Genomic DNA, 24,485 nt, shown 5'->3' with positions numbered 1-24,485 from the left:
CTTCGAAGAACCGCTGGTAATTCATGTCGGCTTCCCAAGTTTTGCGGCGGATCATAGTCACGGGCCCATGCCGCGTCCACCGCGCCGCACCGGTCAAAATGCCACGCCCCGGGCCTGTTCCTAACGATGCCGGATCGTGGCCTATTCCCGGGGATGTGAACTAGTTTTGTTTCGGTACAATGCCTCGGGCAGGAGGAACTGTTACGGACTTAACACTAAAAGTGAGGCTAATGGGCTTGCGGCGGGGTTTTCAGCACGGTGGCTGTTGAGACAGTTTCCGATAAATCTTGATCAGCGAGGTATCAGATGGCGGTTTTGGTGACGGGCGGTGCCGGTTATATCGGCAGCCACATGGTCTGGGAGCTTCTCGACGCCGGCGAAAGCGTCGTCGTGCTCGACCGGCTTTCCACCGGCTTCGAATGGGCGGTGGCGCCGGAAGCGAAGCTTGTCGTCGGCGACGTCGCCGACCGTGAGCTGGTTGGACAGATCATCCGGGAAAACAAGGTCGACGCCATCATCCATTTCGCCGGCTCGATCGTGGTGCCGGAATCGGTCTCCGATCCGCTCGGCTATTACGAAAACAACACCTGCAAGACCCGGACGCTGATCGAGACCGCGGTGCGCGAGGGCGTGCCGCATTTCATCTTCTCCTCCACCGCAGCCGTCTATGGCGGCGCCGGGCTGGAGCCGGTGCGCGAGGACGCGCGGCTGGCGCCGGAATCGCCTTACGGCCTCTCCAAGCTAATGAGCGAGTGGATGCTGCGCGACGCCGGCCTCGCGCACGATATCCGCTATACGGCGCTGCGCTATTTCAACGTCGCCGGCGCCGATCCAAAGGGCCGCACAGGACAGTCGACGCCCGGCGCCACGCATCTGATCAAGGTCGCCTGCGAGACGGCGCTCGGCAAGCGACCCTTCATGCAGGTCTTCGGCAAAGACTATCCGACACCGGACGGCACCTGCATCCGCGACTATATCCATGTCAGCGATCTCGCGGCGGCGCACCGGCTGGCGCTGCAGCGGTTGCGCGAGGGCGGAGAGAGCCTCGTCGCCAATTGCGGCTACAGCCACGGCTATTCGGTGCTCGAAGTGATCGACAGCGTGCGCCGCGCTTTCGGTCATGATTTCGATGTCCGCATGGGCGACCGCCGCCCCGGCGATGCCGCGGCCGTGGTCGCCAATTCCGACCTTGCCCGCAAGGAGTTCGGCTGGACGCCGCAGCGCGACGATCTCGACCAGATCGTGAAGGATGCGCTGGCCTGGGAACGCATCCTGACCAGCAAGAACTCAGCACGGAACTAGGCACAGCTAGCTGTTGGGCCAAGGGCTCGTCGGGCGTGCCGGGACGCGCTATTGAGGGTCAAAAAGGCAGCGCGTGGAGGCGCGTCGCCTGATTTCGATCCTTGAGGGGGCGGTATGAAGGTTGTGGTGCTCGGAGCCGGCGTCGTTGGCACGGCCGCCGCTTACTATCTGGCTAAAGACGGCCATGAGATAACGGTCATCGAGCGCCATGAGGCGGCGGCGCGTGGCACCAGTCAGTCGAACGCCGGCCTGGTCTCGCCGGGCGACGCCACCGCCTGGGCCTCGCCCGCGGCGCTGAAGACTTTTCTGCGTGGGCTGTGGAACCATGATCTCGGCATCAAGGTCAGGCTGCGCCTCGATCCCTATTTTTATGCCTGGAGCCTGCGCTTCCTGCGCGAGTGTACTGTAAGGCGGCTGCGCGCCAACACCGACGTCAAACTGAGACTCGCGCTCTATTCGCGCGACTGCATCAATGCGCTCTCGGACGCGACCGGCATCCATTACGACGAGCGGAAGCGAGGCATCCTCTACTTCTTCCGTTCGCAGAAAAGTTTTGACACCGGCACCGACAATTACCGCTATCTGGGCGAGCACGGCCTGCCGATCGAGATCGTCGGCCGCGACCGGTTGGCGGAACTGGAGCCTGGCCTCGCCGGCGTGAAGGACAAGATCGCCGGCGGTATTTATTCGCCGATCGATCAGACCGGCGATTCCAAGCAGTTCGTCGACCATCTCGCCGCCTATGCGGCCGAGAAGCTTGGCGTCAAATTCCAGTTCGGCACCACGGTCGAGGGCCTCGACATCGAGGGTGACCGGGTGCGCGCGGTGATGACCTCGGCCGGTCCGGTCACCGGCGACGCGGTCGTCATCTCCATGGGGCCGGAAAGCGGTCTCCTCGGCCGCCGCTACGGCATCGACCTGCCCGTCTATCCGGTGAAAGGCTACACCGCGACCATTCCGCTGGAGGACGAAAGCAAGGGCCCGACCATGGGCGGCGCCGACGAGGACCGGCTGATCGGCTATTCCAGGCTGGGCAATCGGCTGCGCATGTCCTCGACTGCCGAATTCACCGGCTTCGACCGCAGCTTCAAGCCCGGCGATTTCAGAACCATCCTGGAAACCGGCAAGGATCTGTTCCCGGGCGCCTTCGACGAGAAGAAGGCTGTGCTGTGGGCCGGCTTGAGGCCGATGATGCCGAACTCGGTGCCGGTCATCGGCCAGGCGAAATACCGCAACCTCTATCTCGACACCGGCCACGGCCATGTCGGCTGGACCATGGCCTGCGGCTCCGGCAAATTCCTCGCCGACATCGTTGCCGGCCGCAAGCCGGAGATCGATCCGCGGGGTTTGCTCTACGGGACGGCGGGCTGAGACGTGTAGTTGCCGATGTTGGCGCTGCCCCTCATCCGCCTGCCGGCACCTTCTCGCCGTAGAACGGGGAGAAGGGAGCTGGCCGCATTGCCGGCCCCTATTCTGCAACGGCGACAATTGGCGAAATCGTCGACGACAGCATCTTTCTCCCCGTCACTATACGGGGAGAAATGCTCGGCAGGGCAATGAGGGGCAGCGCCGACCTGTCAAGCAAGGCTTGGGTAGTGACGACGCAACTTATGCCCTGATGGCCAGCTGCCACGCCCTTGCATAGTCGCCCCAGGCGCGCTCAGCTGGCGGTTCAGTCCGCTCGCCCTTGCTCATCACGGTAGCGCCACGCGACGCCAGCAGCGCCGCGCCGATGCTGGTGCCGGTCGAAGTCTCAGACGCAACAACGGGGCGGCCCGTCGCTGCTGCCAGCATGCGGATAAAAAGCCGGTTCTGCGCGAAGGGTCCCTCGACGATCGTCGGCCCGTTGCCACCGATCAGATCCAGGCAGGTCGCGGTCATCAGTGCCAGATAGAACGAGATGGCGGCGAAGCGCTGGCCGGGATTCAAGTTGTCGGCATTGGTCCATTGTGCGGCACGATGAGGGAAAGGTCCGGAGCCTTGCTGAGTTGATGGCAGAAGCAACGCTTTTTGTGCCAGCACAGTGGCAACGTCGTCCTCATTCCAGTCAAACGGTTTATCCTCGGTCAGCAGCGAGAACTCGCGACCGCCCATGAAGCGCGCCGATGGCACGGGGTCGCCGAGCGCGTTGACGTTGACCAGCGTGTCGCGCGCCGGGTCGAGTTCGACCTTCCGCCCGCCAACCGCCATCGACACCACCCATGTGCCGGTCGAGACGACGGAGAAGGGCGGTGCGTCGGACAGCAGATGCGGCAGCAGCGAGGCGTTGGAATCGTGCAAACCGCAGAACACCGGCGTTTGCGGGTCGAGCCCTGTCCGCCGCGCGATCGCCGGCAGGATCGCTCCGAGCCGGTCCTTCGCCGGCCGCACCGGCGCCATCAAATGGCGCCAGCCCATCCGGTCGACCAGCGACGAGTAGTCGGCCCGCCACGGGTTCCAGAGATCAGTATGGCAGCCGAGCGAGGTCACCTCGTTGGCGGCAACGCCCGTCAGTCGCAGCGCCCAATATTGCGGGTACATCAGGATCGCGGCAGCCTTGGCGAACTCCGCCGGAAAGCGCTTCTGCTGCCAGAAGAGCTGCGCGCCGATGTTGAGGCCAGCCGATAGGCGCGGCGTGCCGGTCTCGGCAAAGGACGGCCGGACGGCACCATAGCCCTGGGCCAGTTCGTCGATGCCGGCAAATTCATAGTCGATCACCGGCAGCGCAGGCCCGCCTTCGGCATCGACCAGCACTGCCGTCGCGCCATGGGTGGTGATCGAGACGGCATCGATGGGTTGCTCGCGGTGCAGCGCGGCAAGGCCATCCAGGATAAAGGCCCAAAGACGCTCGACATCGTGATGCGGGTAGGGGCCGTTCCTGGAGACGGCGTTGGCCGTGCGGCGCAGACCCACTTCGGTCATGTGCTCGAAGTCGACCAGCGCCACCTTGGCGTTGGTCTTGCCGATATCGATGACGGCGACGTGGCGGATCATGCCATATGGAACATTGTTTCCAGCGGCACCGCCACCGGCTCGTTGTCGGCCTTGGTCTCCATGACGTCGGCCATATGCGCCCACCAGCGCTGCATCACCGGATGCTTCGGCAGATCGGCCATGCCGTGAGCCTCACACCGCCACAGCACGCCGAACAGGTTGTTGGTCTCCTCGTCGAGATGGATCGAATAATCGGAAACGCCGGCCTGCTTCAGCAGCGCCACCAGCGATGGCCAGATCTCGTCGTGGCGGCGCTTGTTTGAGCTTCATCTTGAAGGCGTATTTTTCCATCAGGCGAAGCGTCCTTCGCGCAGCCGCCGCCAGACGATCGGCAGCGCAATGACGATGATCAGCAGCAGGCCGATGAAGATCGACATGACGATGCCGGGCACGTTGAGCAACCCAAGCCCAAACGTCACCAGTCCCATGATGAAGGCGGCGAGCACGACGCCGAGGATGCTGCCGGCGCCGCCGAGGATCGAGACGCCGCCCAGCACCACCATGGTGATCGCCTCCAGCTCATAACCCTGCGCGATCGACGGCCGTGTCGAGCCGAGCCGCGAGGTGATCAGCACAGAGGCGATGCCGGACATCAGCCCGGTCAGGCAGAACAGGATGAACTTGATGCGGCCGACGCGCACGCCGGAGAACTGGCAGGCGACTGGGTTGTTGCCGATGGCGAAGACCTTCCGCCCAAAACTCGTGCGATGCAGAACGAACCAGTAGATGAGCGCCGCGACAAGGAACAGCGCCAGCTCGAACGAGAAAACCCACCAGACATAGCCCTGCCCGAAGAAGGCGAAACTCTCTGGGTAGCCCTTATAGGCCTGGTCGCCGAGGATGATGAAGGCGATGCCGCGGAACAGGCTCATCGTGCCGATGGTGACGACGATGGAGGGCAAGCCGAGCCTTGTGACCAGCAGCCCGTTGAAGGCGCCGCAGCCGAGCCCGACAACGATGCCGATCAGCACCAGCACCGGCGTGCCGGCGCCGGCCTGCACGGCCATCCCCATCATTGTGGAGGCGAGCGCCACGATCGCGGCAACCGACAGGTCGATCTCGCCCGAGATGATCAAAAGCGCCATGGCGAGCGCGATCAGGCCCTTTTCGGTGAAGTTGAAGGTGAGGTCCGACAGCGACCACGGGTCGAGGAAATAGGGCGAGGCGAAGCTGTTCACCGCGAAGATGAGAACCGCGATGACGACCAGCAGCGCCTCCCAGGAGAAGATCGCCGAAGAGAGCGGCTTGTCGAGCCGGTCGGGGATGTGGCGCGGGGCAGGGGTGTCGCTCATGCCGCTTCCGCCTTTCTGAGGATGATGCGGCCCTGCCGGCGCTCGCCGCGCGCGTTGAGCACCACGGCCAGGATGATGGCGCTGCCCGAGATCGCCATCTGCCAGAAGGGCGAGATGTTGATGACCGGCAGCGCATTGGAGATGATGCCGAGGAACAGCGCGCCAAGCACGGCGCCGCCGACCGAGCCGATGCCGCCGGCGATCGAGATGCCGCCGATGACGCAGGCGGCGATGATGTTGAGCTCATAGCCGTTGGCGACCTCGACCGAGGCGATCACGTAGCGCGAGACCCACAGGTATCCGGCGAGCCCGCCGATCATGCCGGAAATGCAGAAGACGATGAATTTGGTGCGGCCGACATCGATGCCGGCATAGACCGACGCTGTCGGATTGACGCCGATGGCATGGATCGAGCGGCCAATCGCCGTGCGCGTCATCACCAGGAAGAACAAAGCGATTACCGCAAGCGCAATCCAGGACAGCACTGGCAGGCCGAGGAAGGCGGCGCGCTGGAAGTTGATGAAGCCGGGGCTCATCTGGTCGGCATTGACCCAGGCGCCGCCGGAGACGACGAAGGTCGCGCCGCGATAGATGGTGAGCGTGCCGAGCGTCACCACGATCGAGGGGATGTTCAGCCGCCAGACCAGGAAGCCGTTGATGGCGCCGAGCACCAGCCCGACGAACAGCGCGATGGCGATCAGCACCGGGATCGGGATCGCTGGGTGCGCGGCGTTAAGCATCGCCACCACCATGCCGGTGAAGCAGAGGTTGGAGGCCATCGAGAGATCGATCGAGCGCGTCAGGATTACCACCATCTGGCCCAGCGCCAGGATCATCAGGATCGAGGTGTCGTTGAACACCTGCCGCAGATTGGCCAGATCAGCGAAGCCCGGGAAGCGCGTGGAAATCAGGCCGATCAGAACGACGATGCCGGCCAGCAGCCAGATTTCGCGGTATTTGAGAAAATTCTTCATGCCGCGATCCCTGCTGCCGTCCGAACCAGCGTCTCGGCATCCAATCCCTTGTTGTCGTAGGTGGCCGCGATGCGGCCTTCGCGCATGACCACGACGCGGTCGGACATGCCGAGGATTTCCGGCAGTTCCGAAGAGACCATGATTACCGATAAGCCCTGCGCCACCAGCTCGGCCATGAAGCCGTGCACGGCGGCCTTGGAGCCGATGTCGATGCCTTTGGTCGGCTCGTCGAGGATGATCACCTTCGGCGCCGTCGCCAGCCATTTGGCGATGACCACCTTCTGCTGGTTGCCGCCGGAAAGCGTGCCGACATCCTGGCTGAGCGAGGAGGCGCGCAGGTCGAGCCGCTCGGTGTAGGAACGGGCAAGCGAGAACTCTTCCGCCAGCCGCAGCACGCCGGATTTCGAGGTGCGCATGAGCGAAGGCAGCGACACGTTCTGGAAGATCGGCAGGCCGATCACCACGCCCTGCTTGCCGCGCTCTTCCGGCACATAGACGATGCCGGCTTCGATCGAATCCGCCGCCGACTTCGGCGCGATCGTCTGGCCGTCCAGCGAGATGGTGCCCTTGGCGGTACGCGTGATGCCCGCGATCGCCTGCATCACTTCGCTGCGCCCGGCGCCGACCAGGCCGTAGAAGCCGAGGATTTCGCCCTTGCGCAGTTCGAAGCCGATATCGTCGAATTCGGTCGGATGCGACAGGCCGGAGACGGAGAGCACCGGCGCGCCTATCTTCGGTTCGCGCTGCGGAAAAATGTGGTCGACGTTGCGGCCGACCATCATGCGCACAATCTCGTTCTGGCCGGTGTCCTTGAGCAGGCCTTCGCCCACCATCTCGCCATCGCGAAAGACGGTGTAGCGGTCGGCGATGCGGTAGATCTCGTCGAACTTGTGGCTGATGAAGAGCACCGCCTTGCCTTCGCTCTTCAGGAATTCGATGAGCAGGAAAAGCTCCTCGATCTCCTTCATCGAAAGTGCGGCGGTCGGCTCGTCCATGATGACGATGCGTGCGTCGATAGACATCGCGCGCGCCACGGCCACCAGATGCTTGTTGGCGATGCCGAGGTCCTTCAGCCGTGCGTCGGCGTCGATGTGGTCGGCCCGCATCGTCTCCAGAACCTCGCGGGCATTTTTGCGCATGGTGCGCCAGTCGATGGTGCCGAAGCGGGTGCGCGGCGCGTGGCCGAGGAAGATGTTTTCGGCGACCGACAGGTCGTCGAACAGCACCGTTTCCTGATGGATGGCGGTGATGCCGTGGCCGAAGGCGGCATGCGCGCTTGGCAGCGGCGTCGCCTCGCCGTCGATGCTGATGTCGCCTGAATCGGGCTGGTAGATGCCGGTCATGATCTTGACCAGCGTCGACTTGCCGGCGCCGTTCTCGCCGATCAGCGCCGTCACCTGGCCGGGATAGAGCGACAGGCTGACATTGTGCAGGGCGCGCACGCCCGGAAAACTCTTGGAGATACCGGAGAGCGTCAGGCGCGGGCTGGCATTCTGGACGGGGCCTGAAGGCTGGGGCCGCTCCGTCTCCATTTTGTGCTGGGCTGTCGTGTCCATATCCGTATCAGGCCCTGAGGCAAGGTCCGTTTGAAGTTGCGGCGGGACAATTGTCCCGCCGCATGAGCTTGAAGTCACCCGGGATCAATAGATCTTGGAGAACTTCTCGATGTTGGTCTTGTCGAACTGGAAGGGCGGAGCCATCGCGGCCGAGTTGGTGTCGTCGAGCGTCACCTTGCCGACGCGGCCGATCGAGAGCGTGGCGCCGGGCTTTGCCTCTTCCTTCTTCACCGCGAGATCATGGGCGAGGTAGATCGCCGAGTAGCCGAGATCGATAGGGTTCCACAGCGCGACCGCCTGGCTGGCGCCGTTGTCGATGAACTTCTTGAACTCGGACGGCAGCGCCAGGCCGGTGACGTTGACCTTGCCGATGAGGTTCTCGTCGGTGACGACCTGCGCGGCCGCGACAACACCCACCGTGGTCGGAGCGATGATCGCCTTGAGATTCGGATAGGACTTCAAGAGGCCCTTGGCTTCGTCGGTGCTCTTGGCCGAGTCGTCATCGCCATAGACCGTGGCGACGAGCTTGATCTTCGGGAACTTCTCCGGCAGCACCTTCTTGGCCGCCTCGATCCAGGCGTTCTGGTTGGTCGCGGTCGAAGATGCCGACAGGATCGCGACGTCACCGCCTTCGGGCAGATAGTCGGCGGCGAGCTTGATGATGGTCTCGCCGATCAGGTTGGTATCGGACGGGTTGAGGTGGAGCTGGCGGCCTTCCTTGGCGACGCCGGAGTCCCAAGAGATCACGGTGATGCCGCGATCCATCGCCTTCTTCAGCACCGGCACCAGCGCATCGGCATCATTGGCCGAAACGGCGATCGCATTGACCTTCTGTGCGATCAGCGAGTTGATCACTTCGATCTGCGCCTCGGCGGTTGCCTTGGTCGGGCCGGTGTAGATGACGTCGACATCGCCCAGTTCCTTCGCCGCTTCCTCGGCGCCCTTGTTGGCGGCGTCGAAGAAGCCGTTGCCGAGCGACTTCACCACCAGCGCGATCTTGACGTTCTCGGCATAGGCGGCATTCACGAACATGGCGGCAGAAAAGGCCGCCGTGACCAGCAGTTTCTTCAAAAAGCTCATCGAATATCCTCCCTTGAGCGTTGCATTCCATCGCCGCTGCGGGCGCGAGTTTCCCTCAGGCCTGCAGTGAAGATTCTTCCTTCTCGCTTGACTGCTTGCGGGCGACGATCAGCACCACGCCCGCGGTTTCCAGCATCTTGGCTTCGCGGTCTTCGATGCCGTCGTCGGTGATCACGGTCGCGATGCGCGACAGCCCGCACAGGATCAGGCTGGAGCGCATGCGGAATTTTGACGAGTCGACCAGCACCACCAGCTCGTCGGCCTGGTCGATCAGTTTTTGCTCGGCCTGGATCAAGAGCGGATCGCCCTCCATCAGCCCGAGAGGGCCAAGGCCTTGCGCGCCCATGAACATGCGGCGCGCGTAGAAATTGCGCGTCACGTCGTTGTCGAAGGGCGACAGGATGATGTTCTGTTCACGATAGATCGTGCCGCCCGACAGCATCACCGTGTTCTTCGAGTGCTTGAGCAGATGCTCGGCGATCGGGAAGGAATTGGTGAAGATCGGCATGCGGCGTCCGGTCAGGAAATGCACCATCTGAAAAGTGGTGGTGCCGCCATTGATGATGATCGGCTCGCCATCCTTGCAAAGGTTCACCGCCTCGCGGGCGATCGCCCGCTTCTGCGCGGCGTTGAGCGTCTCGTTGACCGAAAAGGGCCGGCCGGCGAGGCCGATGAACTGCGGGGGCGAGATCGCCTCGGCGCCGCCGCGCACCCGGCGCAGGCGCTTCTGCACGTGCAACGCCGCGATATCGCGCCGGATCGTCGCCTCGGAGGAGTCCGTCAGGTCGACCATCTCCTGCACCGTCACCACAGGTTTTTCCTGGACGGCGGACAGAATGATCCTGTGGCGTTCTTTTTCGTGCATGGTTCCTCCCTGCCCGACCATCAGGCACTAGAAAACGCGCAATGTCAATCATTTCCGATCACATATTTTCATTGTGCAATGCAATATGATCGATATTGATCGTTTGTGATTGACAAGAGGGCCGCTTGCGTAGACATTCCCCGCGAGAAAAGAGGAGCGCACTGTCCGCGCTCCAAGGGAGGATACCTATGCTCGACAAGCGCTCCGGCTCGCGCCTCGCCAATCTGTGGGACGATGCAAAAGCCGAAGGGATGAGCGGTCCCGAGCTTCTGGTCTATCGCTCGAACACGCTGGGTTCCGACAAGCGCGTCACCAATTATGGCGGCGGCAACACCTCGTCCAAGGTCTGGCAGAAGGACCCGCTGACCGGCGAGGATGTCGAGGTGCTCTGGGTCAAGGGCTCGGGCGGCGACAGCGCCTCGATCAAGCTCGACGGTTTCGCCACGCTCTATATGGATAAGCTGCGCGCCTTGAAGGGCCTCTATCGCGGTGTCGAACACGAGGACGAGATGGTGGGCTATCTGCCCCACTGCACCTTCAACCTCAATCCGCGCGCGGCCTCGATCGACACGCCGTTGCATGCCTTCGTGCCGAAGCCTCATGTCGACCACATGCATCCCGACGCCATCATCGCCATTGCCGCCGCCAAGGATTCCAAGGCGATCACCCAGGAGATCTTCGGCGACGCCATCGGCTGGCTGCCTTGGAAGCGGCCGGGCTTCGAGCTTGGCCTGTGGCTGGAGAAATTCTGCCTCGAGAACCCTGACGCCAAGGGCGTGGTGCTCGAGAGCCACGGCCTGTTCACCTGGGGCGACACGCCGAAGGAATGCTACGAGACGACGATCTCGGTGATCAACCAGGCGATCGAATGGTTCGAGCGCAAGTCGCAAGGCAAGGCGATCTTCGGCGGCGAGGCGGTGAAGGCGCTCGACGCGCCGGCACGGCGCGCCATTGCCGCGAAGCTGATGCCGAGGATCCGCGGCCTGATCTCCGAGAAGAGCCACAAGCTCGGCCATTTCGACGACCAGCCGGCGGTGCTCGAATTCGTCAATTCGAAGGACCTGCGGCCGCTGGCAGCACTTGGCACGTCCTGCCCGGACCATTTCCTGCGCACCAAGATCCGCCCGCTGGTGATCGAGTTCGATCCGTCAAAGCCGGATGTCGATGCCGTCATCGCGCGCCTCGTCGACGACATTGCCGCCTATCGCGTCGGCTACCAGGCTTACTACGACAGCTGCAAGCACGCGGACTCGCCCGCCATCCGCGATCCCAATGCCGTCGTCTACCTGATGCCGGGCGTCGGCATGTTCACCTTCGCCGGCGACAAGGCGACGGCCCGCATCTCCGGCGAATTCTACGTCAACGCCATCAACGTCATGCGCGGTGCCTCGACGGTCTCGTCCTATGTCGGCCTGCCCTCGCAAGAAGCCTTCGACATCGAATACTGGCAACTGGAGGAAGCAAAGCTCCATCGCCTGCCGAAGCCGAAGGCGCTGGCCGGACAGATCGCGCTCGTCACCGGCGGCGCCGGCGGCATCGGCCGCGCCACCGCCAACCGGCTGCTGCGCGAAGGCGCCTGCGTCGTGCTCGCCGATATCGATGAGGCCGCGCTCGCCGGCGCCCATGAAGAGCTATCGAAGGCCTACGGAAAAGACTTCGTCCGCCCGGTGCGGATCGACGTGACATCGGAAGATCAGGTCGCCTCGGGCTTCGCCGAAACTTCGGTCGAATTTGGCGGCATCGACATTCTGGTCTCCAATGCCGGGCTCGCCTCCTCGGCGCCGATCGAGGAGACGACGCTGGCGCTCTGGAACAAGAATATGGACATCCTGTCGACCGGCTATTTCCTCGTCTCGCGCGAGGCTTTCCGCCTGTTCCGCGCACAGAAGATCGGCGGCAACGTCGTCTTCGTCGCCTCCAAGAACGGCCTCGCCGCCTCGCCCAACGCCGCCGCCTACTGCACCGCCAAGGCGGCCGAGATCCACCTCGCGCGTTGCCTTGCGCTGGAGGGCGCGGAGGCGCAGATCAGGGTCAATGTCGTCAATCCGGACGCCGTGCTGCGCGGCTCCAAGATATGGAGCGGCGAATGGAAGGAGCAGCGCGCCGCCGCCTATAAGATGTCGACCGACGATCTGGAAGAGCACTATCGTTCGCGCTCGATGCTGAAGCGCTCGGTCTTCCCGGAGGACATTGCGGAAGCGATCTATTTCTTCGCCTCCGACATGTCCGCCAAGTCGACCGGCAACATCATCAACGTCGACGCCGGCAACGCGCAGAGCTTTACGCGGTAGTTTGTTACCCCCCCTTGTGGGGAGGGTCGTCAGGTAGTCGCCGCGAAGCGGGGAGTGCCTGCCGGGGCGGGGGGGTACCCCCACACCCGGCCCTACGGGCCACCCTCCCCACAAGGGGGAGAGTAAAGCCGCACCACCGGGAGGAATTGCAGTGTCCGAAACCATCATTTCCGCCGACCTCGTCGCCAAGCACAACGCGGCGCGCACGGCCAATCTGGAACGCGACTACGCCTCGCTGGGCGACCGTCTCGACCGGCGCGGCATCGCCATCGACGCTATCCGCGACAAGGTGGAAAAATTCGCCGTGGCGATCCCGTCCTGGGGCGTCGGTACCGGCGGCACGCGCTTTGCCCGTTTCCCCGGCGCCGGCGAGCCGCGCGACATCTTCGACAAGATCGAGGACTGCGCCGTCATCAGCCAGCTGACGCAGGCGACGCCGACCGTCTCGCTGCACATCCCGTGGGACAAGGCCGATCCGAACCGGCTGAAGCAGGCGGCATCGCGCTTCGGCCTCGGCTTCGACGCCATGAACTCCAACACCTTCTCCGACGCGAAGGATCAGAAACTCTCCTACAAGTTCGGCTCGCTGTCGCATGCCGATGCCGGCACCCGCCGGCAGGCGGTCGAGCACAATCTCGAATGCATCGAGATCGGCAGGACGATTGGATCGAAGGCCTTGACGGTTTGGATCGGCGACGGCTCGAACTTCCCCGGCCAGGTCAATTTCGCAAAAGCCTTCGAGCGCTATCTCGACGCCATGCGCGAAATTTACGCCGGCCTGCCGGACGACTGGCGGCTGTTCACCGAGCACAAAATGTACGAGCCGGCCTTCTATTCGACGGTCGTACAGGATTGGGGCACCAATTACATCATCGCCAAGGAGCTCGGCGACAAGGCATTCTGCCTGGTCGACCTCGGTCACCATGCGCCCAACGTCAACATCGAGATGATCGTGTCGCGGCTGATCCAGTTCAAGAAACTCGGCGGCTTCCATTTCAACGATTCCAAATATGGCGACGACGACCTCGATGCCGGCTCGATCGATCCCTACCGGCTGTTCCTCGTCTTCAACGAGTTGGTCGATGCCGAGCTTTCGGGCGCGAAAGGATTCAAGCCAGCGCATATGCTCGACCAGAGCCACAACGTAACCGATCCGATCGAAAGCCTGATGCTGTCTGCGGTCGAGGTGCAGCGCGCCTACGCCCAGGCGCTACTGGTCGACCGCAAGGCTTTGGAGGGTTTCCAGGAGGCCAACGACGCGCTGATGGCGACGCAGACCTTGAAGGCGGCCTACCGCACCGATGTCCAGCCGATCCTTGCCATGGCGCGGCTCAGGACTGGGGGCGCCATCGACCCGGTCGCCGCCTATCGCGAGGCCGGATACCGGGCGAAGGTGGCGGCGGAGCGTCCGGCCGTCGCCAGCGGCGGCGGCGGGATTGTTTGAGGCGGAGCCGTCCGCTACTTCAATTGTTATTGGACTAACGCGCTCCGAGGGTTTTTCCTAGGCAACCCCCACGCCCCCGGAGCCCGCCATGCATATCACCCGCCGGACGCTGATCGCCCTCAGCCTCTCGTTCACTTTCGCCTTTGCACAATCAGCGGCCGTCTTCGCCGCCTCGCCCGCTCCCGCCAAGGGCGAGCACGGCATGGTGGTGACCGCCCAGCATCTCGCCACCGAGGTCGGTGTCGACGTGCTGAAGAAGGGCGGCAACGCCGTCGACGCGGCCGTCGCGGTCGGCTATGCGCTCGCCGTCGTCTATCCCAACGCCGGCAATATCGGCGGCGGCGGCTTCATGACCATCCGGTTGAAGGACGGCCGCTCGACCTTCATCGATTTTCGCGAGCGCGCGCCGCTCGCGGCGACCAAGACCATGTATCTCGACAAGGAAGGCAAGCCGATAAAAGGCGCCAGCCTCGACGGCTATCTTGCCGTCGGCGTGCCAGGCTCGGTCGCCGGTTTCGAAATGGCCCGCGAGAAATACGGAACCTTGCCCAGGCAGGATCTGATGGCGCCGGCCGTCGCTTATGCCAAGGACGGCTTCGTCCTCAACCAGGGCGACGCCGCTTCCTTTGCCGGCAGCGCCGCCCGGTTGGCCAAGGATCCGGCCGCGGCCGCCATCTTCCTCAAGCCCGACGGCAAGCCCTATGGAATTGGCGAGCGGCTTACCCAGCCGGACCTCGCCTCCTCCCTGTCTGCGATCTCCGAGAAAGGGCCTGACGCCTTCTACAAAGGGCCGATTGCCGACGCTATCGTCAAGGCAAGCGGTGCCAAGGGCGGCATCCTCGCCAAGGGTGATTTCGAGCAATATGCGGTGCGCGAGCTGAAACCCGTGACCTGCTCCTATCGCGGCTACGAGATCATCTCCTCGCCGCCGCCGAGCTCGGGCGGCGTCATCATCTGCGAGATACTCAATGTGCTGGAGGACTATCCGCTATCCTATCTCGGCACCGGCTCGGCCGAGACGGTCCACGTCATGGTGGAGGCCATGCGCCACGCCTATGTCGACCGCAATTCGGCGCTCGGTGACCCTGATTTCGTGGACAATCCGGTCTCAAAACTGCTCGACAAGGCTTATGCGAAAGACATCCGCGAAAAGATCGATCCGTTCCGCGCCGGCGTCTCGAAGGATTTGATGCCAAAGGGCTTCGGCGAGTCGAAGGAAACCACCCACTATTCGATCATCGACAAGGACGGCAATGCGGTCGCCGTCACCTATACGCTCAACGGCTCCTTCGGCGCCGGCGTCGTCGCCGAAGGCACCGGCATCCTGCTCAACAACGAGATGGACGATTTCACCCAGAAGCCCGGCGTGCCCAACCTCTACGGGCTGGTCCAGGGCGAGGCCAACGCGATCCAGCCGAAGAAGACGCCGCTATCCTCGATGAGCCCGACCGTGGTCACGAAGGACGGCAAGCCGTTCATGGTCATCGGCAGCCCGGGCGGCTCGCGCATCATCACCATCACGCTGGAGGCGATCGTCAACGTCATCGACCATGGCATGAACATCCAGGAGGCGATCGACGCGCCGCGCATCCATCATCAGTGGCTGCCGGACACTGTCTATGTCGAACCGTTCGGGCTTTCCCCCGACACCGAGAGGCTGCTCGCCGGCATGGGCTATCACCTCGATCTCAGCGACCAGACCTGGGGCCAGGCAGCCGGCATACTGGTCGGCGGCAAGAGCCTGGCGGAGATCGAGAAGGGCGGCGGCGCTCGCTATAACGGTGCCATCGACAGCCGCGCCGCTTCCGGCGAGGCGCTGGGCTACTAAGTTGTTTCCTAGGCCACTAGGGTGATGGTCGAGGCGATCAGCAGCACGGCTGCGATGCCGACGAACAGCGCATAGATGCGCGGCCGGTCAAGCAGCAGCGCATTGCCCGAAATCCAGGCGGCGGTGGCGCCGCCGAGTGCGAACAGGAAGCCGTTGCGGTGGCCGAAAGTCATCGACGCGGCCATCAGCCCGCCGATGATCAGTGCGCCGAACACGATGATGACGGCGACGGCGTATTTCTCGAAATCGTTGCCGCTACCCATCGCCGGCCCCATCGCATTCAGATTCGGCAGATCGTCCGGATCGAAGGGGCTGGCCGAGCCGTATTCGTCTTGACCGAGGGATTCGCGCATCATTCGTTCTCCGCTGAGCGGCAACAAACCATCAACGCTTGCCAAGTGCAACCGGCAACGCCATCGCCGTCATGCGTTCGCCGCACGGCTGGTGCCAACGTGCCACGGTTTCCTGGACAGGCTCAACGGTCTGGGGTCGGATCGGGTTCCACAAGCTTGATCTATCTGGAAAAATCGCCGCGCACGATCCCGTGCCGCTGCAGCTTGTCGTAGAAGGTCTTGCGCGGGATGCCGAGTGCCTCGATCGTGCGCCGGACGTCGCCGCCGTTGCGACCAAGTGTCTCGCGAATGATCTCGGCCTCGTAGCGCTCGAGCCGTTCCGGCAAGGGCATGGAGGCGTCCGAATCGGCCGGCTGAGGGGAAGGGCTGCCACCGATCTCCTCCAATCCGAGCACGAAACGCTCGGCGAAATGCGCGAGCTCGCGGACATTGCCGGGCCAGTCATGCTCTCTCAGATGACGCTGGACGGCGGCCGGCGCCGCGGGCACTGGGCGGTGGAAGCGGGCCGCGGCGCGTTCGGCGAAATAGCCGAACAGCAGCGGCACGTCGTCCCGGCGCTCGCGCAGCGGCGGGATCGAGAGCGTCACGACATTGAGCCGGTAATAGAGGTCCTCGCGAAAGGCGCCGCGCTGGCTCGCGTCGCCGAGATCGACCTTGGCGGCGGCAACGACACGCAGGTCGACTGGCCGAACTTCGTTGGTGCCGAGCGGCGTCACCTCGCGCATTTCCAATACGCGTAGCATCTGCACCTGCGTCGAAGCCGGCATGCTTTCGATCTCGTCGAGGAACAGCGTGCCGCCGCTCGAATGCTCGATGCGGCCGACGCGCTTCTTCTGCGCGCCGGTGAAGGCGCCGGCCTCGTGACCGAACAATTCGCTCTCGATCACGGTCTCCGGCAGCGTGCCGCAATTGAGCGCCACGAAATTGCCCTTGGCGCGGCGGCTCCAGCGGTGCAGCAGGCTCGCCACCACTTCCTTGCCGGAGCCGGTCTCGCCGGTCACCAGCACGTCGACATCGGTATCGGCGATTTGTCTGAGCGTGCGGCGCAGCCGCTCCATCGCCGGCGTCTGGCCGATCAGCGGCAAACTCTCCTGCGCCTGCTCCGCCGCCTCGCGCAGGGCGCGGTTCTCCATCACCAGCCGGCGTTTCTCCGCCGCGCGCCATACACTTTGTGCCAGCCGGTCGGCTGCGAAAGGCTTGGTGATGAAATCATAGGCGCCATCCTTGATCGCCTTGACCGCCATGGCGATGTCGCCATGCCCGGTGACGAGGATGACGGGGATATCCGGGTCGAGATCGACCACGCGGTCGAAGAGCTGCAGGCCGTCCATTTCGGGCATGCGGATGTCCGACACCACGACGCCGGCGAAGCCGGCATCGAGGCCGGCAAGTGCCTCGCTTGCTGAGGAAAAGGCAGACACAGCAAAACCGGCGAGCTCCAGCGTCTGTCTTGTCGCCTTGAGCAGGTCGCTATCGTCATCGATCAGGATGACCGGATTGCCGTTGGTCATGTCGGGCCAGCCTTCGAGAGATGGATGGTGAAGCGCGTGCCGCTCCCGCTGCTCGCCACCTCGATACGCCCGCCATAATCGGCGACGATATCCTTCGAGATGACGAGGCCAAGCCCGAGCCCCCTTTCCTTCGAGGTGTTGAAAGGCGTGAACAGCGATTTCAGGATCGCCGGCGGGATGCCCGGTCCGTTGTCGGACACGATCAGCGCAACGCCATCGGCGGTTTCCGCAGCGGACACTTCGACCCGCGCATCCTCGCGGCCCTCGAGCGCTTCCAGCGCGTTCTGGAACAGGTTGATCAGCACCTGCTCCAGCCGCAGCCGGTTGCCCATCACCTTGAGCGACAGCGGCGGCAGCGTGATCGCCAGCGCGTCCAGCCGGCCGGCAAAGCGGCTCCTGAGCAGCACGACGGCGCCTTCGATGACGTTGCGCAATTCGACCGGCTCGGCCGCGGTGCGGCCCTTGCGGGCGAAGGCTTTCAGCTCTTCGGTGATGGAGCCGATGCGCTCCGTCAGTGCGGCAATGGCGCCGAGGTTTTCTTCGGCCGGCGCCGTCTGCTTGCGCTCCAGGAAGACGCGCGCGTTGTCGGCATAGGCGCGGATGGTCGCCACCGGCTGGTTGATCTCATGCGCGACGCCGGCGGCAACCTGGCCGAGGGTCGCAAGTCGGTTCGCCTGTACCAGCTCCTGCTGCATGACCTGCAGCTTCGCCTCGGTGCTGCGATGGTCGGCGATTTCGGCCTGCAGCCGGTCGCGCGCCAGGCTCAGATCCTGGGTGCGTTCGACGACGCGGCGCTCGAGCTCGGCACGAGCCGCCTGTTCGGCGGCGATCCGCATCTGGGCGGATTGCCGGCGCCATAACAGATAGGCGGCAAATGCGATGAGCGGAATGACGGCGCCGAGCGCCAGGAGTCGCATTTCACGCTGGGCCGAGGCGATAGGCGCTTCCACCGGAACGAGATAGTCGAGCCGCCACGGTGTCGATGGCACGGCCGTGGACAGCCGCAGATACTCCGCATCGCTGCCACCCGGCGTGATGGCGTGGACCAGCGCGACATCCGGGCTGAGCGTTTGCGGTCTTGTGATCGGCAAGGGCACCAGCGGCGCCTCGCCGAACTGCTGGCTGGCGCGGATGTCAGCCGTGACTGAGGGGGTCAGCGGCGCCGTCGTCATGAAGCGCCAGGAGGGCACGCTGGTGATCAGCACCACGCCGTGCTCGTCGCTGACATAAGCCGGGCGGTTTGCCTCGTGCCAGTCGGCCTCGAGCTGGTCGAACTCCATCTTGACGACGACGACGCCGAGTGGGGCAGCCGCGCTGCCGACGCGGCGCGAAATGTAGAGGCCGGGACGCTTGCTGACATTGCCGAGCGCGAAATACTCGGCCGTGCCGGACTGCATCGCGCCCGAGAAATAGGCGCGAAAACCGTAGTCGTTGCCGACGAAGCTCACCGGTTCGCGCCAGTTGCTGGAAGCGATCGCCAAACCGTCCGTGCCGGTGACGTAGAGCACCGAGGCCTTGGTGCCGGAAACCAGCCCTTCGAGCTTGCGGTTGAGCACATCGATCGAGGCGGGGCTGCGCTCGGTCAGCGCGTCATGCACCTGTTGGTCTTCGGACAGAAGCAGCGGCAGCGCGCGCGGATTCTCCAGCACCGCGCGCAGCAGCGCGACCTTGAGGTTGGCATCGGTGCGGCCTTGCGCGGAGAGCGCCTCGATCTCGGTCGAGCGGCCGTAAAGGCCGGCGCCGTAGAGCGCTGCCAGCACGATCAGAAGCGCGATCGCCGCGAACAGCAGCCAGGCGCGCCGCGCCCGCCCGGCAAGCAGTTCGGGCGTCGAGGAGACGGCAGCGGCGGGGCGTTGCAGCATGGTGTATTTGTGCATGATTTCGCACAAAGCACAATTCGACCTATGCGGATTGCCGCACCGCACTCTCTCGGAAGCGAGGAACATGCGGCCAAAAACCTAACAGAATCAATGCCCCGTACTTCGAAGCGGAATCTGGCACGTCCGTTGCAAATGCTTCCGCAGCAGCCGCGAGGCTGTGGAGGTCAACTGCCCCGGGAGGTCGAGCTTCTCGATCGGGGCTGAACGGAGGATACGATGCAGACGGCAATCGCTGCCGCGGAACCGCGCGGCAAAATTCCCTTTTACCGGCATCTCTATGTGCAGGTCCTGGCGGCGATCGCCGCCGGCATCCTGCTCGGCCATTTCTATCCCGACATCGGCGCCTCGTTGAAGCCGCTTGGCGACGCCTTCATCAAGCTGGTCAAGATGGTGATCGCGCCGGTGATCTTCCTCACGGTCGCGACCGGCGTCGCCGGCGTCTCCGACCTGCATAAGGTCGGCCGCGTCGCCGGCAAGGCGATGATCTATTTCCTCGTCTTCTCGACGCTGGCGCTCATCGTCGGCCTGGTCGTCTCCAACGTTATCCAGCCCGGTGCCGGCATGCACATCAATCCGGCGACGCTCGACGCCTCGAAGGTCTCGACCTTCACCGAGAAGGCACATGACACGACCATCGTCGGCTTCCTGATGAACATCATCCCCGACACCATCACCGGCGCCTTCGCGCAAGGCGATATCCTGCAGGTGCTGTTCTTCTCGGTGCTGTTCGGCGTGGCGCTGGCGCTCGTCGGCGAGCGCAGTCGCCCCGTGGTCGATTTCCTGCAGGCGCTGACCGCGCCGATCTTCCGCCTCGTCGCCATCCTGATGAAGGCGGCCCCCATCGGCGCTTTCGGCGCCATGGCCTTCACCGTCGGCAAATACGGCATCGGCACGATCGCCAACCTCGCTTTCCTCATCGGCACCTTCTACCTGACGTCGCTGCTTTTCGTGCTGGTCGTGCTGGGCGCGGTCGCATGGTACAACGGCTTCTCCATCCTGGCGCTGATCCGCTACATCAAGGAAGAGCTGCTCCTGGTGCTCGGCACCTCGTCCTCGGAAGCCGCCCTGCCAGGGCTGATGGCCAAGATGGAACGCGCCGGCTGCAACCGCTCGGTGGTCGGCCTGGTCATCCCGACCGGCTATTCCTTCAACCTCGACGGCACCAACATCTACATGACGCTGGCAGCGCTCTTCATCGCGCAGGCGACCGACACGCCGCTCACCTTCGGGGACCAGATCCTGCTGCTGCTCGTTGCCATGCTGAGCTCCAAGGGTGCTGCCGGCATCACCGGCGCCGGCTTCATCACGTTGGCCGCCACGCTCTCGGTCGTGCCCTCGGTGCCGGTCGCTGGCATGGCGCTTATCCTCGGCGTCGACCGCTTCATGTCGGAGTGCCGCGCGCTGACCAATTTCGTCGGCAATGCGGTTGCGACCATTGTCGTGGCGCGATGGGAAGGCGAGCTCGATCAGAAGCAATTCGCCGCTGCCATGGCCGGCCAGCTGCCGGAAGAGGCAGACCTGGCGCTGTCGGGCGGTCTCCAGCCAGCCTGATCGACCGACGCAATTCCAGGAAAAGTGTCCAACGGTTTTCCGTCCGGAATTGCGCAAGCAAAGAAGCAATTCCAGGAAAAGTGTCCACGGTTTTCCGTCCGGAATTGCGCACAAACAAAAGAGGCAATCCTCCCGCGCCTGGACAGGCCGTGGCTTCCGCCGCGGCCTGTTCTTTTTGCCGTCCGCCGCCTAGGGTGGCGCGGGCCGGCATTCTGCCGGCGCATTCAACCTGTGGGGCCGGCGGATGAGCGGTGCGTTTCCCGAGATCTACCTGGTCCGTCATGGCGAGACGCAATGGAGCGCGTCGGGCAAGCATACCGGCCGCACCGACATTCCGCTGACCGCGAAAGGCGAGGAGGCTGCACGGGGTGTCGCGGACCGTCTCAAGGGCCTGACTTTCGAGGCGGTATGGTCGAGCCCGTCGCAGCGCGCCTTCGACACCTGCCGGCTCGCCGGCTTTGGTGCGAATGCGGTCAAGAAGTCCGACCTGCAGGAGTGGGACTATGGCGCCTATGAAGGCGTGACGACGAAGGAGATCCTTGCCGGACGCCCCGGCTGGAATGTGTTTCGCGACGGCTGTCCGGGCGGCGAGGCGGCAGCCGATGTCGGCGCCAGGGCCGATGCCATCATCGCCGGCCTTCGTGCCGTCGCCGGCAACGTGCTCATCTTTTCCAGCGCGCATTTCCTGCGCGTGCTTGCCGCGCGCTGGGTCAACCTTCCTTCAGAGGGCGGCGAGCATTTCGTCCTCGATACCGGCAGCCTGAGCATCCTCGGCTACGAGCACGACCTGACCGAGCCGGTCATTCGCCGGTGGAACCAGCGGTAGCTGCGGTTTCACTCGGCAAGCATCGCCAGTTCTTCGGCAGTCAGGTGCCGCGCGCTGCCCTTGGCCAGATCGCCGAGTTGCAAGCGCCCGATCGCGACGCGGACTAATCTCAGCACCTCGATGTCGAAAGCGCCGAGCAGGCGGCGGATCTGGCGGTTGCGGCCTTCGTCGAGCACGATCTCCAGCCACGCCGTTCTGCCGCCGCTGCGCAGGAGCTCGATCGAGCTCGCCGTAAGTACCTCGCCATCGACGCTGGCGCCTTCGCGAAATCGCTCCAGCATCCCCTCGTCTAGGGCGGAAGCGATCTGCACGTGATAGGTCTTGGCGACATGCGAGGCCGGGTCGAGCAAGCCGTTCGCCCAGCGCGTGTCGTTGGTCATCAAAAGCAGGCCTTCGCTCGCTTTGTCGAGGCGGCCGACCGGCGACACGAAAGGCAGCTCTAAATCGGCGAGGCAGCCATAGACGGTGCCTCGCCCTTCAGGATCGTCGCGCGTGGTGACCAGCCCGCGCGGCTTGTTGAGCATCAGATAGATTTTTCGTTCCGCGGCGACCGGCGCGCCATCAACTGTGATGCGATCGCGGTCGGGGTCGACACGCAGCAACGGGTCGCGCGCCACCTTGCCGGCAACGCGCACGCGCCCCTCGGCGATCATCAGTTCGGCCTGCTTACGTGAGCAGAATCCAAGCTTCGACAGTGCCCGGTTGAGGCTGACTTTCCCGGCGATCGGTCGTCGCGGGAGATCGGGAAGCTGTCGTACGGGCTTGTGTGTCATCGGCCGACAGATGCCATGCAGCGCCACGTATGCGCAACCTGTCAGGTTCGAATCGATCCCAGTCGAAAAACCATGACTCATTTGTTGACTATTCAACTCATGTTTCATAGTCAACCGGCCATCGCGATGGATTTCGAAAACCGGGATGTGGGAGAAGGGACAGGGATGTGACGGACAATCATCGCCTCGCCCGCGCCGTGGCATCCTGTTCGCCGGCACTCGAGACAAAAACCGGCAGGTCTCGGCGTCTGCCCTCCCGCATGACCCGGCGCGCCGCGCTTGGACTTTTTGCCTTGCCCTTCGCGGCCACTCGCCCGGTTGCTGCGACGGCAAGGCCGCCGCGCATCGTCTGTCTCGATGGCGGGCTGGCAGAGACCTTGCTGATGCTGGGCGTCAGACCGGTCGCCATCGCCGACCGCAAGGTCTGGGAGGAGTGGGTGGTCAAGCCGGCGCTGCCGCCCGAAGTCGCCGATATCGGCACCCTGCTCGAGCCCAACCTCGAATTTCTTCAGCAGCTCAAGCCGGATCTCATCCTCGGCACCCCCTATCTGGATGGCATCAAGCCGCTGCTCGAGCGTGTCGCACCGGTGACGACGATCGGCATCTATACGGAGAACGGCCAACCCTACCGCAATGCGGTCGAAGCCACGCGAAAGCTCGCCGGACTGGTCGGTAGGCGGGCCGAAGGCGAGGCGCTGATCGAAGCGACCGAGGCAAGCTTGGCAAAGGTCAGACAGGAGCTGGCGCCATTTGCGGCCAGGCCCCTCTACATCGTCTCCTTCATGGATCCGCGCAATGTGCGCGTCTATGGCCGCATGAGCCTGTTCCAGGATGTGTTCGATCGCATCGGCATCCGCAACGCCTGGACCGCCGAGACCAATTGCTGGGGGTTTTCGACCGTCGGCATCGACGGCCTGGCGACGGTGGATGACGCGCGTCTTGCCTATCTCGAACCCCTGCCCGCCGGAGCCGGCGGCACGCTGACCGAAAGCCCGGTCTGGAACGCCATGCCCTTCGTGCGCAACCGCTCGATCATGCGCCTGCCTCCCGTGCTGATGTTTGGCACGCTTCCCGCCGCTGCCCGCTTCGCGCGCGTGCTTGCCGCAGCGATGACCGCCCATGGCTGAAGGCCTCGGCAGCGTGGCGCAGAGCCGCAAGATCCCGGCCGGCGCCAAACGCCGGATTGCGGCCAGGCGCGATTGGCCGCTTGTCGCTATTCTGCTGTGCGCCACGCTCGCCGCACTGGCTGCGGTGGCAACGCTTCGCAATCTGTCCGTCCAACTGCCATCGGCGTTCTGGTTCGACGCGGCGTTCATGCCCGACATCGGCGACATGCGGCAGGTGCTGGTCCACTATGCCTTCCTGCCCAGGCTTGTCGTCAGCCTGCTCTGCGGCGCGGCATTGGGCTTGGCCGGCACGGTGCTGCAGCAGGTGCTGCGCAACCCGCTGGCCTCGCCCGATACGGTCGGCATTTCCGCCGGCGCCTATCTGGCGCTGGCGCTTGCCACGCTCGTCGCGCCCTCGCTGCTTGCCTTCGGGCGCGAATGGGTGGCGCTTGCCGGCGCCTTCGCGGCGTTGGCGGCCGTGCTTGCGCTGTCCTGGCACAAGGGCCTGTCGCCGCTTTCCGTCGTGCTCGCCGGTCTCGTCGTCGGCCTTTATGCCGGAGCGATCGGCGCAGCGCTTGTCGTTCTCAATCATGAATGGCTGGCCGGTCTGTTCATGGCCGGCTCGCTCGGCCAGCAGGACTGGGTGACGACGCTGTGGCTGCTGCCGCGTCTCAGCGCCGCCATGCTGGCGATCGGCCTGATGACGCGGCCGCTGACTTTGCTCGGCCTCGAGGACGACGGCGCCCGCAACCTTGGCGTGCCGCTTGGCATCTACCGCTTCGCCGGGCTCGGCATGGCTGTGGCGCTCATTGCTTTCGTCGTCGCGGCTGTCGGCGTCATCGGCTTCGTCGGCCTTGCGGCCCCGGCACTCGCCCGTATC

Annotated in this window: 19 protein-coding genes and 1 pseudogene; 9 read left to right on the top strand and 11 right to left on the bottom strand. The window is 64.3% G+C overall.

All coding sequences use genetic code 11. The annotated features are described in order from the left end of the window. Window positions 1–306 precede the first annotated feature (306 nt). Both galE and DH10_RS06290 read left to right on the top strand, forming a co-directional pair. A complete protein-coding gene (galE, locus tag DH10_RS06295) occupies window positions 307–1,302 on the top strand; it encodes a UDP-glucose 4-epimerase GalE (protein ID WP_192384485.1) in 996 nt (331 codons plus the stop codon). Window positions 1,303–1,416: 114 nt separating this feature from the next. Further along, window positions 1,417–2,673: a D-amino acid dehydrogenase gene (locus tag DH10_RS06290; RefSeq protein WP_192255661.1), complete on the top strand. Its 1,257-nt coding sequence runs from the start codon at window positions 1,417–1,419 to the stop codon at window positions 2,671–2,673. A gap of 237 nt (window positions 2,674–2,910) precedes the next feature. Here DH10_RS06290 and DH10_RS06285 read toward each other — a convergent pair whose 3' ends face one another. The 7 genes and pseudogenes from DH10_RS06285 to DH10_RS06255 form a co-directional block, all read right to left on the bottom strand. Beyond that, window positions 2,911–4,275, bottom strand: coding sequence for an FGGY-family carbohydrate kinase (locus DH10_RS06285; RefSeq protein WP_192255659.1), 1,365 nt, complete (start codon window positions 4,273–4,275; stop codon window positions 2,911–2,913). After that, a pseudogene (locus tag DH10_RS06280) lies at window positions 4,272–4,566 on the bottom strand (L-rhamnose mutarotase). Before DH10_RS06280 ends, DH10_RS06285 begins: the two are co-directional and overlap by 4 nt. Next, window positions 4,566–5,567: an ABC transporter permease gene (locus DH10_RS06275; protein ID WP_192255657.1), complete on the bottom strand. Its 1,002-nt coding sequence runs from the start codon at window positions 5,565–5,567 to the stop codon at window positions 4,566–4,568. Before DH10_RS06275 ends, DH10_RS06280 begins: the two are co-directional and overlap by 1 nt. After that, on the bottom strand, window positions 5,564–6,541 hold the full coding sequence (locus tag DH10_RS06270) for an ABC transporter permease (RefSeq protein ID WP_192255655.1): 978 nt from the start codon (window positions 6,539–6,541) through the stop codon (window positions 5,564–5,566). The genes DH10_RS06275 and DH10_RS06270 overlap by 4 nt, the downstream gene beginning before the upstream one ends. Next, window positions 6,538–8,097: a sugar ABC transporter ATP-binding protein gene (locus tag DH10_RS06265; protein ID WP_192255653.1), complete on the bottom strand. Its 1,560-nt coding sequence runs from the start codon at window positions 8,095–8,097 to the stop codon at window positions 6,538–6,540. The genes DH10_RS06270 and DH10_RS06265 overlap by 4 nt, the downstream gene beginning before the upstream one ends. An 84-nt stretch (window positions 8,098–8,181) precedes the next feature. After that, a complete protein-coding gene (gene rhaS, locus DH10_RS06260) occupies window positions 8,182–9,177 on the bottom strand; it encodes a rhamnose ABC transporter substrate-binding protein (protein ID WP_124996133.1) in 996 nt (331 codons plus the stop codon). A gap of 55 nt (window positions 9,178–9,232) precedes the next feature. After that, a complete protein-coding gene (locus DH10_RS06255) occupies window positions 9,233–10,042 on the bottom strand; it encodes a DeoR/GlpR family DNA-binding transcription regulator (RefSeq protein WP_192255652.1) in 810 nt (269 codons plus the stop codon). Window positions 10,043–10,230: 188 nt separating this feature from the next. On the opposite strand from DH10_RS06255, the gene DH10_RS06250 reads away from it, so the two are divergent. The 3 genes from DH10_RS06250 (at window position 10,231) to ggt (ending at window position 15,605) form a co-directional block, all read left to right on the top strand. Beyond that, on the top strand, window positions 10,231–12,333 hold the full coding sequence (locus tag DH10_RS06250; protein ID WP_192255650.1) for a bifunctional rhamnulose-1-phosphate aldolase/short-chain dehydrogenase: 2,103 nt from the start codon (window positions 10,231–10,233) through the stop codon (window positions 12,331–12,333). 151 nt (window positions 12,334–12,484) lie between these two features. Beyond that, entirely contained in the window at window positions 12,485–13,777 is a 1,293-nt protein-coding gene (gene rhaI / locus DH10_RS06245; RefSeq protein ID WP_192255648.1) for an L-rhamnose catabolism isomerase, read from the top strand. Window positions 13,778–13,865: 88 nt separating this feature from the next. Further along, complete coding sequence (gene ggt / locus DH10_RS06240; protein WP_192255646.1) at window positions 13,866–15,605, top strand: gamma-glutamyltransferase; 1,740 nt, start codon at window positions 13,866–13,868, stop codon at window positions 15,603–15,605. 8 nt (window positions 15,606–15,613) lie between these two features. Here ggt and DH10_RS06235 read toward each other — a convergent pair whose 3' ends face one another. From DH10_RS06235 to DH10_RS06225, 3 genes are all read right to left on the bottom strand, one after another. Then, window positions 15,614–15,961 carry a hypothetical protein gene (locus DH10_RS06235; RefSeq protein ID WP_246506510.1) on the bottom strand — a complete coding sequence of 116 codons (348 nt, stop codon included), beginning with the start codon at window positions 15,959–15,961 and terminating at the stop codon, window positions 15,614–15,616. Between the two features lie 158 nt (window positions 15,962–16,119). After that, the gene (locus DH10_RS06230) at window positions 16,120–17,469 is read right to left on the bottom strand and encodes a sigma-54-dependent transcriptional regulator (RefSeq protein WP_192384484.1); all 1,350 of its coding nucleotides are present in this window, start codon (window positions 17,467–17,469) and stop codon (window positions 16,120–16,122) included. Then, window positions 17,466–19,346 (bottom strand): sensor histidine kinase, encoded by a 1,881-nt coding sequence (locus DH10_RS06225; RefSeq protein WP_192255642.1) that lies wholly within the window; start codon window positions 19,344–19,346, stop codon window positions 17,466–17,468. The genes DH10_RS06230 and DH10_RS06225 overlap by 4 nt, the downstream gene beginning before the upstream one ends. A gap of 219 nt (window positions 19,347–19,565) precedes the next feature. On the opposite strand from DH10_RS06225, the gene DH10_RS06220 reads away from it, so the two are divergent. Further along, the gene (locus tag DH10_RS06220; protein ID WP_192255640.1) at window positions 19,566–20,900 is read left to right on the top strand and encodes a dicarboxylate/amino acid:cation symporter; all 1,335 of its coding nucleotides are present in this window, start codon (window positions 19,566–19,568) and stop codon (window positions 20,898–20,900) included. A 244-nt stretch (window positions 20,901–21,144) separates the two neighbouring features. Further along, window positions 21,145–21,726 (top strand): histidine phosphatase family protein, encoded by a 582-nt coding sequence (locus DH10_RS06215; protein WP_192255638.1) that lies wholly within the window; start codon window positions 21,145–21,147, stop codon window positions 21,724–21,726. An 8-nt stretch (window positions 21,727–21,734) separates the two neighbouring features. On the opposite strand, the gene DH10_RS06210 is transcribed toward DH10_RS06215, so the two are convergent. Continuing rightward, window positions 21,735–22,499, bottom strand: a complete 765-nt coding sequence (locus DH10_RS06210; RefSeq protein WP_192255671.1) for a pseudouridine synthase — start codon at window positions 22,497–22,499, stop codon at window positions 21,735–21,737. Window positions 22,500–22,759: 260 nt separating this feature from the next. Here DH10_RS06210 and DH10_RS06205 point away from each other — a divergent pair, with 260 nt between their 5' ends. Together DH10_RS06205 and DH10_RS06200 are read left to right on the top strand one after the other, a co-directional pair. Then, window positions 22,760–23,626, top strand: coding sequence for an ABC transporter substrate-binding protein (locus DH10_RS06205; protein WP_192255636.1), 867 nt, complete (start codon window positions 22,760–22,762; stop codon window positions 23,624–23,626). Next, on the top strand, window positions 23,619–24,485 hold an 867-nt coding region (locus tag DH10_RS06200; protein WP_192384483.1), incomplete at its 3' end, for an iron chelate uptake ABC transporter family permease subunit. The genes DH10_RS06205 and DH10_RS06200, both read left to right, overlap by 8 nt.

Source organism: Mesorhizobium silamurunense (genome assembly GCF_014843825.1).
In the GTDB taxonomy this organism is placed as follows: Bacteria; Pseudomonadota; Alphaproteobacteria; order Rhizobiales; family Rhizobiaceae; genus Mesorhizobium; species Mesorhizobium silamurunense.
The sequence above is the reverse complement of the archived record's forward strand: the minus strand, read 5'-3'. Positions and strand labels throughout refer to the sequence as shown.